Consider the following 12459-nt stretch of genomic DNA (forward strand, 5'->3'; position numbering starts at 1 on the left):
AACGGACACACCTTTCAAATTAAGCAGCCCATATCTATCGAACACGACACTACAAAGGGTTAAGAAAGTGGCATTAAAAAATGATTTGATTGCCGATTTTAAAGAAGGTTTTCTGACCACAACTGTGAAACCTTGGCAGGTAACTGTTTTTATCGTCCTCGGGCTGACCTTAACCACTGCTTATATCTTACTGACCACTCAATAAGCTTTTCCGTCGGGCAATGTAATGCAAAAAACTGAAATTAAACCGCACCACCTGATCGTTGCCAGTGCACTGGGGTTCATACTTTTACTTAGTTTTTCAGTAGGGTATGAATATGGCCACCATATAGGCCAAAGCCTGTTCCAATAACTGCACCGCCATAAATAAAACAGCTATTCTGCTTGCATTCCTTCCGCCCCTGTTTTCATATTCCTTTTGGGAACAGGGAAGCTGGAGGGCTATATGCAATCACCTGAGGTGAAAGAAGAAACCACATCAAAAGATATCAGTGAACGATCAAACGATTACTGGAAAGCCAATATCGCCTTACTCCTTAAACTATTAGCGGTTTGGTTTGTTGTGTCCTTCGGTGCTGGCATTCTATTCGTTGATGAACTTAACACCATTGAACTCTTTGGAGTGAAGCTCGGGTTCTGGTTCGCACAGCAAGGTTCCATCTATGTCTTTGTAGCCCTGATATTTGTCTATACCTCCGCCATGCGGAAGCTTGACCGCAAATACGGCGTTGATGATGAGGGAGATGCCTGATGGATGCTTCAACCCTCACCTATATTTTCGTAGGCATCAGTTTTGCGCTTTATATCGGTATTGCCATCTGGTCCCGTGTTGGTTCCACAAAAGAGTTTTATGTGGCAGGCGGCGGTGTGCACCCTGTTGTGAACGGTATGGCCACCGCAGCTGACTGGATGAGCGCGGCCTCCTTTATCTCCATGGCGGGGCTTATTGCCTTCCTTGGGTATGATGGCTCCGTTTACCTGATGGGCTGGACAGGCGGCTATGTGCTGCTCGCACTCCTTCTTGCGCCTTATCTCAGAAAGTTCGGCAAATTCACCGTGCCTGATTTCATTGGTGATCGGTACTATAGTGATGCTGCCCGTCTTGTGGCTGTTATCTGCCTTATCTTTATCAGCTTCACCTATGTAGCAGGGCAGATGCGCGGGGTAGGCATCGTGTTCTCTCGCTTCCTTGAAGTAGATATTGATCTCGGCGTGATCATCGGCATGGCTATTGTTTTCATGTATGCGGTACTCGGCGGCATGAAAGGTATTACCTACACACAGGTAGCGCAGTACTGTGTGCTTATTTTCGCCTATACTGTTCCTGCCATTTTTATTTCCATGCTTATTACAGGCAACCCTGTGCCTCAGTTCGGGCTCGGTTCCGAAGTCACAGATGGTTCAGGCTTAACAGTGCTCGGAAAGCTGGATAGTGTGCTAACAGATTTAGGCTTCACCGCCTACACGGAAGGCACCAAATCCACTACCGATATCTTCGCAATTACCGCAGCCCTGATGGTGGGTACCGCAGGCCTGCCGCATGTGATCGTCCGTTTCTTCACGGTCCCCAAAGTGTCTGATGCTCGTAAATCAGCGGGGTGGGCGCTGGTATTTATTGCGATTCTCTATACCACTGCACCTGCCGTTGGTGCTTTCGCCCGCATCAATTTCATTAACGAAGTAAATGAAACAGCTTACGCGGAAACACCTCAGTGGTTCAAAAACTGGGAAGACCTTGGCCTTGTTGGTTGGACCGATAAAAACGGTGACGGCAATATTCAATACCGCGCAGGCGCACCATTTGACGGCAAACCCACTTTTGATGGCGAAAAACGAGGCCCGAACGGTGAACGTGTTATAACCAATTCTGTTACCACAAGCGCTAACGAAGTATATGTTGACCGCGATATCATGGTGCTCGCAAATCCTGAAATTGCCAAACTACCAGACTGGGTGATCGCACTTGTAGCCGCTGGCAGTTTAGCTGCTGCCCTTTCCACCGCGGCAGGCCTTCTTCTAGTGATTTCTTCTGCTGTCAGCCATGACCTGATGAAGAAAACCTTCAAGCCTGAAATTACTGACAAGGAAGAACTTCTTTATGCTCGCATTGCCGCAGCCTGTGCCATCGGGGTGGCAGGGTATTTGGGCATCAACCCACCTGGGTTTGTCGCGCAAGTGGTGGCCTTCGCTTTTGGCCTTGCGGCTGCAAGCCTGTTTCCTGCAATCCTCATGGGTATTTTCTCACGCCGGATGAACAAGGAAGGCGCGATTGCTGGCATGTTGGTGGGGCTTCTTTTCACCTTTGCTTATATCGTTTATTTCAAGTTCATCGCGCCAGAGGCAAACACAGCGGCAAACTGGTGGTTTGGTATATCACCTGAAGGTATTGGTTCTCTGGGTATGGTACTGAACTTCCTGGTAGCAACCGCCGTTTCAAAAGCCAGCAGTGCACCACCCGCTGAGGTGCAAGAGCTTGTGGATACTATTCGTATTCCTTCAGGCGCTGGTGCTGGGCACAAGCACTAAAAAAACAGAAAGGCGCATGGATAAGCAGTCATGCGCCTTTTTTCTATGAACGTTGCTGTCCTTTTTTAGCTTTCACATGACGCCGCACCATTTTACTGAATTGACGGTCTCTGTGTCGCTGCTCTGATAAGGACGAAGTATTTCTCGCTTCTTCAAGAATAAGCTTCTGGTAATTTTTCAGGCGTCGAGGGTCAAGCTCTCCTGCTTCAAGGGCAGCTCTTACAGCACAGCCGGGCTCTTCCACATGCGCGCAGTTCCTGAATTTACAGTGCTGGGCGATAGCTTCAATATCATCAAAAACTTCCGCAAGGGATGTACTTAGGTGCGCAACTTTCACCTCTCGCATACCTGGCACATCAAGGAGTACACCACCAGATGATAACGGATAGAGTGCGCGGTAACTGGTCGTATGATGCCCTTTTGCATCCTTTTCCCGAATATCACTGGTTTCAGTAAGTTTTTGGCCGGAAAGCGAATTTACAAGTGTTGATTTTCCAACCCCTGATGACCCGACAAGCGCCACCGTGGACCCCTTTGAAACCCAGCTTGCCAGTTTTTGCACATCTTCCACATCAAGGGCATTAACAAGCTCAACCACCAGATCAGGCTTCATCGCCTGTACTCGCCTGCGGTAGCTTTCTGCATTCTCTGCCATATCGGTTTTGGTCATCACCACTACGGGATACACGTCCACCTCATAAGCCAGTGCCAGATACCGCTCCAGACGAGATTCGTTAAATTCTTCATTACAGGAAGTAACAATAAACAGCGTATCAACATTTGCGGCAATCAATTGCAGATCAACCTTCGGGCCCGCAGCTACGCGCCTGAAAACGCTTTTCCGCTCAAGTAACCTCAGGACTTTTTCACGCTTTGCATCCAGCAACACCCAATCACCAATGGTGGGACGTTGTTCCGCAGGTAATTGATACCAATTACCGCCAAGTGGGATGATCCATTCATCTATTCCATCATTTGCTGTGACCTGCGACCGCTGCACCTCAACAACACGCGCAAGTTTTCCTTCCGTTCTTTCTTCCACACTCAGTTGCTGAAGAAAAAAGGAAGACAGTCCTAAACTGAAAAGGGCACTAAAATCTGCTGGTCCAGAATGTGTCATACTGATTTCATATCTCACCTACTTCCTTTGTTATTACAACATTTTATCGCCGACTGGTGAAACAAAGAATAGCATCAGGCCCAATTAATTTTACCCTACTGAAAAATTACACCCAGATCTGAAGATTAACCTTCACTTTCGTGAGTGAATTGACTCTTTTTTAATGAGAACATATAGTGAACAAAAGAATCAAACATGAAGGAAAGAACGGTGTTTATCGCCCATAATGATAATACATATGAGGAACACCAAACTGGCAGCGCAAGCTCTAATAACAAAATAGAGGCTTTGAAAAAACTACGCCATATGGTGGCGAAAATTGAAGAAGAAGGCAAAACTCCCACATGGGATATGGAAACAGAAAATACCCTTGTTCACGCTACTTCAACACTTGATTTCGGCGAATTAAGACAAAGCGGTGTTCATGAAATATGGGCACAGAAGCCTATAGATACAGCAGCAGCAATGGCACTTTTGCTCTCTATTGAGAAAGAAAATACAGCACCTGTTCTCTGGGTTACCACACGCCGGTTCTCCTATGATTATGGTGTACCTTATGGCCCCGGTCTGCATGCGCAAGGCATAACACCGGAACGGTTATTATTTGTGATGTGCCGCGATGAAAAAGAAGCTTTGTGGGCTATAGAAGAAGGCCTCAAGGTGAATGCCATCAGTGCTGTTGTTGGGGAAGTAACACAAATGGATCTTACTTCCAGCCGGCGCCTTACTATTACAGCGCAAGACCATAACACCCGGTGCCTTCTTTTAATGCGATCAGAACATGCTCCCTCATCAGCGGCTTACACGCGCTGGCAAACTGAAGCGGGAGAAAGCCACCACTCTTTCTTTAATGAGCAGGCACCAGGGCATGCAGTCCTCAGTGCTGCTCTTACAAAACATCGCGGGGGGAAACGCCCAATCACTCAGACAATGGAATGGTTCCATGCGCCGGATTATCTCTATATGGCTTCCCCTGTGGCCGATCGACCAGTGGCGTCGATCACACCGATTGCACAAGCAGCCATTTGACGAGCCTTTTGCTCTCACGGCTAGCGAACGACAAACTCAGACCTTATATGCTGTTTGCCCTGCCGCCCACAGAATAGGGTTGCGGGTTGGTATGACCTTAGCTGAAGCACGTGCCATTCATCCTGTACTTCATGTTGCTCCCTCAACCCCGGAAGCTGACCAGCAAAAGCTGGAAGACCTCACCCGTTGGTTCATTCGTTATACCCCTTTGGTAGCAGTGGATGGTGACGATGGCATACTGCTTGATGTCACTGGATGCACCCACCTGTTTGGTGGTGAAGAAGCTATGCTTGATAGTATCAAAACCCGCCTAAGGGACAGCGGTATAAACAGCCAAATTTCTATGGCGGAAAATCGCCGCATGGCTTGGGCCTTTTCTCATTACATACCCGGAACAATAACTAAAAACCCTACAGAAAGCCAAGCCATACTGAGTAACTTAACCATGGCAGCCCTACAGCTTGATGATGGTATGCAGCAAATGCTTTTTAAGCTGGGATTGAAAAAAGCAGGGCAGCTTTTTGACTTACCGCGAGCATCCCTAATGCAGCGCTTTCGAGGCAAAGACAGCAAGAAGATAGAAGCGCTGATTACAAGAATGGATCAGGCTGAAGGCCGCCGCGATGAACCCATCATTCCTTTTACATTATTACCTGAATGGCAAGTACGTATGGCCTTCAGCGAACCACTACAACTACAGGAAATGGTTAGTACCGCTATCAAGGAGTTATTACTCGAACTTACTGATCTTCTTGCTGAAGCGGATAAGGGTGTTATGCGATTAGCTCTCTACGGTTTTCGTGTAGACGGCAGTGTGCAGAAACTAATGATTGGCACCAATAAGCCAAGCCGAGACCAAAAACACCTGATGCGGCTTCTTGAGGAAAAGCTACCTGATCTGGAAGCAGAATTTGGCTTTGATCTTCTGTTGTTAAGCGCAGAGGAAACCACCCATTTGCCGCCTGAACAAACCAGCAGCGCAAAAGCACACGCCGAGCATTCAATCACTGAATTTCTTGACCGTATTGGTGCCCGCCTTGGCCCTTCGTCTGTCAGGAAAATTAAACACCGCCAAAGCTATATTCCTGAACAGGCGCAAACCTTCACTTCACTTCAAACCAACGAACTTCATTGGGAAGAATATCCTTCCACCTTACCTATACGTCCTATCAGACTGCTCTTGCGCCCGGAAGCTATTCACGTGATGGCTGAAGTACCAGAAGGGGCACCAAAACGGTTCCGTTGGCGCCGGGTTGAACATTTAGTCGCAAAAGCCGAGGGGCCAGAACGCATTGCCCCAGAATGGTGGATAAACTCCGAAGACCCAACACGTGATTATTATCAGGTAGAAGTAAAAAGCGGCGCTCGGTTATGGCTTTTCCGTTCGGGCCTTTATCCAATCAAAGGCGTTCGCCCTTCTGAAAATCGGAAACAAAGCACCCAGCCACAATGGTTTATGCACGGCTTTTTTGCGTGAGTGTGCCATGGTCGAATATGCAGAATTACAAATTAGCAGCAATTTCAGCTTTCTGCGCGGGGCTTCATTCCCTGAAGAACTGATAATAAGTGCAAAAGCGATAGGCTTATCCGCTGCAGCGATTACCGATCGTAATACAGTGGCAGGTATCGTGCGCGCTCATGGTGCAGCCAAAACCCATGACATGACCTATATCCCCGCTTGTCGGCTTGATCTTGTGTGTGGCTTGTCGCTTCTTGCTTATCCCACAGATAAAGCTGCCTATGCTCGTCTCACAGAACTTCTTACCATCGGTAATCGGCGTGCAGAGAAAGGATCATGCTATCTTTATCTGAGCGATGTAACTGCTTTCTCCGAAGGTATAATCTTCACATTACTTCCTGAAACCGTATCCGGCGCACTCCACACCGAATTACCCCTTATCAAGGAGCAACTAAATACAGACCTGTATCTGGCGGCAAGCTATAGCTATCAGGGAAATGATAAGCGCCGTATTGCCTGGTTAGCCTACACGGCAGCACAAGCACATGTTCCACTGGTTGCTACTGGCAATATCCTGTTTCACGCCCCGGAGCGCAGGCAAATTGCTGATGTAATAAACTGTATCCGCGAACATAAAACCATTGAAGAAGCAGGTTATCTGCTGCAACAGAATGCAGAACGCTTTCTAAAACCTGCTCATGAGATGGAACGCCTGTTCTCTGACCATCCCGAGGCACTTAAAAATACGATGGCTATTAAAGAAGCCTGTAACTTCAGCCTTGATGAACTGCGCTATAATTACCCCAAAGAAGCAGTTTCAAAAGATATCACCCCGCAGGAACATCTGGAAAATCTTGTGTGGTCTCGTATCAAAGAGCGTTATGAAAATGGAAAGGTTCCAGCTTCTATTAAAAAAACACTGGCTCACGAACTGGCGATTGTAAGCCGTAAGAATTACGCTCCTTACTTCCTTACTGTAAATGATATTGTTGAATATGCTCGCACCAATAAAATCCTCTGCCAGGGACGCGGCTCTGCGGCGAACTCTCTCATCTGTTTTGCACTCCGCATCACTGATGTAAATCCTGAGCAAGTAGATTTGCTGTTTGAACGTTTTATCTCTGATGCTCGCTCAGAACCGCCCGATATTGATGTAGATTTTGAACATGAACGCCGCGAAGAAGTAATCCAGTATATCTATAAGAAATACGGTAGAGCACACGCTGGCCTTACGGCAACCCTCATCACCTATCGTGCACGTAGCGCCATTCGCGAGGTGGGAAAAGTTATGGGATTATCAGAAGATATGATCGGAGCCCTGTCCGGCACGGTGTGGGGCTCATACGGCAAGGAAATACCTGATAGCCAAGTGGAAGAAGCAGGATTTGATCCGAATGACAACCGTTTACGCCAAACTTTAAATCTAGCTCATGAAATTATCGGGTTTCCAAGGCATCTATCCCAGCATGTAGGTGGTTTTGTACTCACGGAAACACCCCTCCATGAAATTGTACCTATCCAGAATGCGGCAATGCAGGACCGCACTGTTATTGAATGGAACAAAGACGATTTGGATGCACTTGAAATTCTCAAAGTAGATGTACTGTCACTTGGTATGCTTACCTGCATCCGAAAATCCTTCCAGATGATCCAGGCCTGCCACAACAAACTCTATACGCTGGAAAATATTCCGACTGATGATCGGCCAACCTATAAAATGTTACATAAGGCAGATACTATTGGTGTGTTTCAGGTGGAAAGCCGCGCGCAAATGAGCATGTTACCGCGCCTTCGGCCAAATGTATTCTATGATCTTGTAGTGCAAGTGGCTATTGTGCGACCCGGGCCTATACAGGGTGATATGGTGCACCCTTACCTCAGGCGACGCCAAGGGTTGGAGAAACGAGAATTACCCAAACGTGACCCACGCTTTGGCTCTGCTGACGAGCTTAATGAGGTACTGGAACGCACCTATGGGGTGCCCCTGTTTCAAGAACAAGCCATGCGCATTGCCATTGTAGCAGCAGGCTTCACACCAGAAGAGGCAGATCAACTTCGCCGCTCCATGGCTTCTTTCCGGAACCAAGGTACAATCCATAAATTTCAGGAGAAGTTCATCAACGGTATGACCTCACGCGGGTATGAGCTGGATTTTGCTGAACGCTGTTTTAAGCAAATTGGCGGCTTTGCAGATTATGGCTTTCCTGAAAGTCATGCTGCCGCATTCGCGATGCTTGCGTATGCCTCCGCTTGGCTAAAGTGCCATTTTCCTCATGTATTCGCCTGCGCACTCCTGAATTCCCAGCCCATGGGTTTTTATGCGCCAGCGCAAATTGTAAGGGATGCACGAGAACATGGTGTGAAGGCGCGCGAAGTGGATATCAACATCAGTACATGGAATAATCTTCTGGAACCAGAGCCTGACAACCGCTGGGGGTGGGCGCTCAGGCTAGGGTTTCGGCAAATCAAAGGTATCAGCGAAGATAACGCCAACACACTTACTGATAACCGTCTGCGCCCTTATACTGATGTAGAAGACCTGCATATACGCACACGCTTACCTGTAGCCCAAATTGAAAAGCTGGCTGAAGCAGATGCTTTTCGTTCCTGTGGGCTTGATCGCAGACAAGCACTTTGGCAAGTGCGCGGTTTGATAGACAGTCCAGACCTTCCACTATTTTCTCACGCAGATACCAAAGACAAAGATGTTGAACCAGAAACTGAACTCCCAACAATGCCGCTTTCAGAACATGTTGTGAATGATTACCAGAGCATGAGGTTATCCCTCAAGGCACACCCGCTTAGCTTTCTGCGTCCCACCCTTGAACATAAAGGCATTCTACGCTGTGCTGATATCACCAACTTAAAAGATGGAGCAAAAGCAACAGTTGCAGGCCTTGTGCTGGTACGCCAACGGCCCGGTAGTGCTAAGGGTGTTATTTTCCTGACTGTCGAAGACGAAACTGGAGTAGCTAATGTGGTGGTATGGAAGAAGGTATTTGAAAACCAGCGTGCCACAGTAATGAGTAGCCGTCTGCTTATTATCGAAGGTAAACTTCAACACGAAAGCGGCGTCACCCATCTAGTGGCAAACGACCTTTCGGATGCTTCTACTGAACTTTTAAAACTCTCTGACGGTCTGGAAAATGATGCAGAGGCCAGCTTGCAATTACCAGCGTATCGCAGCGGCGGGCACCCAAGGAATGTAAAAGACCTTATACCCCGCAGCCGCGATTTTCATTAATGCTTTTAAGCGACTACAATCTCAAAAAAGCCTGAACGTCCTTTACCGTCACTCGCTGGGTTAGCCTGCATTGTTACGGCTTTCTTTTCCGCGCTTGTAAACCTCCGGTATATACCGTCCCTGAGATTTGCTTTCATATCTTGTTCAAAATAAAGCTGGGACGTAAGCGTACGGTGTCCTTCCGCAAATACCTTGAAATGGATATGGCGTGTCCGTCCCGGATAAAGCCCCGGCTGCACCGTTAAAAAACGGTATTTTCCTTCACTGTCACAGCGGGTTTCACCATACCCCTGAAAGTGCTCATCCTGAGTATCATCAAGCCCCACATGGTGGTAAACACCTAAGTGATCACAGTGCCAGATTTCCACCTTCGCTCCGCTGAGATGATTACCATGCCTGTCTACCACTCTGCCTAGCAATTCCAATTGCTCACCAGTCGCGCGCTCAGCCCTCTGTCCCATTAAGGTTAGATTATTATCAATATCAACAGGCTTGGTTCGTGGGTAAAACGGCCCTTCCGTTTGGGGCGGTGTAACCGTCCGAGCATCAGCTTGCAGCATCTCTGCTTTACTGGTGAAAGCCCCCACAACGCCAGCAACAGGCAAAGCGCCCAGAAGCCGTACCATCCGCCTTCTTGATATGTTTGAATTTTCCATCTCGCTCTCCATGACAGTATTATTATCTTATCAACAATCAATAATGTCAGGACAAACAACATCTGCCAGCCTCATTTGGGCAAATGATACCACAAAATGGATCAACGCCCGATATTACAGTATCAAAGAAATAGTCGAGGATGACGACAACAAGTAAACTATGAAAAAGTCATTATACTATTCAAAAAGCCAAAACCCCGACTAAAATCTAACCGGGGTTTCGTACGTTTTAGTCTTCAAATGGAATGTTTGAAGTTACGAGATAACAGGCTGTATAATGAGGAAGCTCTCAAACACCACAAAAGCCTCTATGAGGCTCCGGCTTTGTTCTTTTCTTCCAACAGAATTTTATACGGTAGATGAGTTTCCTCATTTTCCTCAGCTTTTTGCGAATCTAACTTAGGGCCAGGGACTACATCCTTGGCTTCTAAAACCCGGCTTTCTTCCGTGAACTGAAAATCTGCATTTATTTTAATATAAGACTGCCATTTTTCAGGTACTTCAGAATCGATAAAAATAGCATCTACCGGACAAAATCTTGCGCAGGCATCACAATCAATACATTCCTCAGGGTTGATATATAGCATCTCCTCATCCTGATAAAAACAATCAACCGGACAAGCATCTACACAATCACCATGTTTACACTGAACACAAGGCTCACAAACAACATACGTCATCAAGGAATTCCTAAGGTGAAACCGTTTTGTAAACAAACGGATCAGTTGGATACTGATTATCGTTTACAAACTCTGCCATAAGCGAGTTATAGTCTTCTTGTGAAATACTTTCCTGCCCTTTTTCAACTTTATTCGGCACCGTATTTTCCAGAAACTCTTTTATCGGCGCATTTTTTCGCCACTCTTCATACAAATCCCACATGCCATGCTCTTTACATAGAGCTCTGACTTTCTTGTCACTCAGAATGATGATCGGAACATTACACTTCAGAAAGGCCTCTAATTGAGCAAGTGATTTTTCTTCTCTGGAAAAATCAGCGGCATCAAACATACCATCATCTGGCAACTGCTCATATCTCCCCCAAAAGGGCGGAGTAAACCCATCTTCAATATCCCCGGTTTTAACGAAATAATCATAAGCCATAGTGCCGCGGAAGGGTGAAAATATGTTCCATTGTATCACGCGTGGCTGGTCAAACTGTAATACCCAATCAAGAGATCTCCGGTGGGCTTCAATATTATCGCCCGGCAATCCAATAACCATATTCAACCAAGGTACTAAACCAGCTTTTTGAATAAGCCTAATGGCAGTTTCGATCGTTTCCAGTTTCTCGCCTTTGCGCAACATCCGAAACACTTCAGGGTCAGCTGATTCTATACCTACTGCAAGCGTTTCAACGCCTGTTTTTTTAAGGAGTAACAGTATCTCTTCATCCAGATAGTCTGCCCGTACATTAAAGACACTTACCTGATAGGGGTATCCTCGCCTCAAATACTCTTTCAGAAAATTCTTAGCGTGATCCATATCCTGTGTGAATGCGTCATCAATGATCGAGATGGTCTTACATTTCGGGTGGTTTACTGCAATCTGGTCTATTTCATCCCACAACTCTGGTGATAATTCTCTTGCACGCCAGCGATTGCCGAAAACTTTTGTAGCAGCGCAGAAAGTACAGTTATAATGACACCCTCTGGATACAAAAAGTGGATAGGTGGTCAATTCTTCATGATCGATCATCGCCGTAAATGTTGGTCGATCGAAGCTGGGGCTACGGCCCAAGTGAATAATTTTTTCTTCGGCCTCTAAAATTTTATTAAATCGACCATCTGCTTCGCCGATAACAATTTTTGTCAGGCGATCGTCCTCTACCAACTTATCGCTGTAAGCAACTGCTTGCGGGCCACCGAGCCATACCTGAATATTCCGTTCCTTAGCAGCATTTAGTGCGGCTTGCACCCTCGGCATGGTCCATTCATACGAAACAGCTGAAATACCAAGAATATCGGGTTTATGTTCGTCTAAAAGGTCCAGGATTGCTTCTTCGGCTTTATCTTCAGGTGGCGGGCTGAAATGGTGATCGGCAACCACTGCCTCATGCCCGGCATTAATAGCCGAGGTTGCCAGTATACTTAACCCTATAGTAGGTAATTCTCCTCTAGTCATGTCATAGACACCAGGTTTCCAAAGTAGAATTTTTAGTTTCTTATCCATTTTATAGAGCCATCCCTCACTTAATAAGCACCCACAGTTCCCTATCGACAAAACAAATTCCATGCCAACTATAGTACGTTGGCCATCTAAACAGCCAAATATTAAAATATACTTTCTTTGATCCAGTTAGCCTAGCTAACTATCCGACTTTAGGAAAAAATGCTCTTGCAGGTCGAGTTAAGGTGGTATTGTGGGGAGGGTTAGTCTCCCCTTCGTGGTTGGTCAGCCAGGCAAAGGATCTAGGCAATCTGCG

At 46.7% G+C, this 12459-nt stretch carries 10 protein-coding genes; 6 read left to right on the plus strand and 4 right to left on the minus strand.

Translation table 11 applies throughout. The features are described from left to right. Positions 1-67 precede the first annotated feature (67 nt). From MF542_RS08405 to MF542_RS08415, 3 genes are all read left to right on the plus strand, one after another. A complete protein-coding gene (locus MF542_RS08405) occupies positions 68-205 on the plus strand; it encodes a hypothetical protein (protein WP_247017916.1) in 138 nt (45 codons plus the stop codon). Positions 206-445: 240 nt separating this feature from the next. Continuing rightward, the gene (locus MF542_RS08410; protein WP_247017918.1) at positions 446-751 is read left to right on the plus strand and encodes a DUF4212 domain-containing protein; all 306 of its coding nucleotides are present in this window, start codon (positions 446-448) and stop codon (positions 749-751) included. Next, on the plus strand, positions 751-2526 hold the full coding sequence (locus tag MF542_RS08415; RefSeq protein WP_247017920.1) for a sodium:solute symporter family protein: 1776 nt from the start codon (positions 751-753) through the stop codon (positions 2524-2526). The genes MF542_RS08410 and MF542_RS08415 overlap by 1 nt, the downstream gene beginning before the upstream one ends. A 43-nt stretch (positions 2527-2569) precedes the next feature. Here MF542_RS08415 and rsgA read toward each other — a convergent pair whose 3' ends face one another. Beyond that, positions 2570-3646 (minus strand): ribosome small subunit-dependent GTPase A, encoded by a 1077-nt coding sequence (rsgA, locus tag MF542_RS08420; protein ID WP_247017923.1) that lies wholly within the window; start codon positions 3644-3646, stop codon positions 2570-2572. A 195-nt stretch (positions 3647-3841) separates the two neighbouring features. Between rsgA and MF542_RS08425 the strand changes: the two genes are divergently transcribed. From MF542_RS08425 to MF542_RS08435, 3 genes are read left to right on the plus strand one after another with little or no spacing between them, the layout of a single operon-like run. Then, positions 3842-4675 (plus strand): ImuA family protein, encoded by an 834-nt coding sequence (locus MF542_RS08425; RefSeq protein WP_247017925.1) that lies wholly within the window; start codon positions 3842-3844, stop codon positions 4673-4675. After that, complete coding sequence (locus MF542_RS08430; protein WP_247017927.1) at positions 4590-6152, plus strand: Y-family DNA polymerase; 1563 nt, start codon at positions 4590-4592, stop codon at positions 6150-6152. The genes MF542_RS08425 and MF542_RS08430 overlap by 86 nt, the downstream gene beginning before the upstream one ends. 7 nt (positions 6153-6159) lie before the next feature. Then, positions 6160-9378, plus strand: coding sequence for an error-prone DNA polymerase (locus MF542_RS08435; protein ID WP_247017929.1), 3219 nt, complete (start codon positions 6160-6162; stop codon positions 9376-9378). Between the two features lie 5 nt (positions 9379-9383). On the opposite strand, the gene MF542_RS08440 is transcribed toward MF542_RS08435, so the two are convergent. The 3 genes from MF542_RS08440 to MF542_RS08450 all read right to left on the minus strand — a co-directional run bounded on the left by MF542_RS08440 (position 9384) and on the right by MF542_RS08450 (position 12206). Beyond that, a complete protein-coding gene (locus MF542_RS08440) occupies positions 9384-10034 on the minus strand; it encodes a dioxygenase family protein (RefSeq protein WP_247017931.1) in 651 nt (216 codons plus the stop codon). Positions 10035-10342: 308 nt separating this feature from the next. Beyond that, a complete protein-coding gene (locus tag MF542_RS08445) occupies positions 10343-10714 on the minus strand; it encodes a 4Fe-4S dicluster domain-containing protein (RefSeq protein ID WP_247017933.1) in 372 nt (123 codons plus the stop codon). Between the two features lie 10 nt (positions 10715-10724). Next, complete coding sequence (locus MF542_RS08450) at positions 10725-12206, minus strand: B12-binding domain-containing radical SAM protein (RefSeq protein WP_247017935.1); 1482 nt, start codon at positions 12204-12206, stop codon at positions 10725-10727. Positions 12207-12459 lie beyond the last annotated feature (253 nt).

Origin of the sequence: Kordiimonas laminariae (assembly GCF_023008165.1) — a bacterium.
GTDB lineage: Bacteria > Pseudomonadota > Alphaproteobacteria > Sphingomonadales > Kordiimonadaceae > Kordiimonas > Kordiimonas laminariae.

What these genes read in the sequence shown, in the direction of transcription:
- MF542_RS08415 (WP_247017920.1), top strand. Translation starts at nt 751, where the DNA reads ATGGATGCTTCAACCCTCACCTATATTTTCGTAGGCATCAGTTTTGCG.
- MF542_RS08450 (WP_247017935.1), bottom strand. Translation starts at nt 12,206, where the DNA reads ATGGATAAGAAACTAAAAATTCTACTTTGGAAACCTGGTGTCTATGAC.
- MF542_RS08445 (WP_247017933.1), bottom strand. Translation starts at nt 10,714, where the DNA reads ATGACGTATGTTGTTTGTGAGCCTTGTGTTCAGTGTAAACATGGTGAT.
- MF542_RS08430 (WP_247017927.1), top strand. Translation starts at nt 4,590, where the DNA reads ATGCGCCGGATTATCTCTATATGGCTTCCCCTGTGGCCGATCGACCAG.
- rsgA (WP_247017923.1), bottom strand. Translation starts at nt 3,646, where the DNA reads ATGACACATTCTGGACCAGCAGATTTTAGTGCCCTTTTCAGTTTAGGA.
- MF542_RS08435 (WP_247017929.1), top strand. Translation starts at nt 6,160, where the DNA reads ATGGTCGAATATGCAGAATTACAAATTAGCAGCAATTTCAGCTTTCTG.
- MF542_RS08410 (WP_247017918.1), top strand. Translation starts at nt 446, where the DNA reads ATGCAATCACCTGAGGTGAAAGAAGAAACCACATCAAAAGATATCAGT.
- MF542_RS08425 (WP_247017925.1), top strand. Translation starts at nt 3,842, where the DNA reads ATGAAGGAAAGAACGGTGTTTATCGCCCATAATGATAATACATATGAG.
- MF542_RS08440 (WP_247017931.1), bottom strand. Translation starts at nt 10,034, where the DNA reads ATGGAAAATTCAAACATATCAAGAAGGCGGATGGTACGGCTTCTGGGC.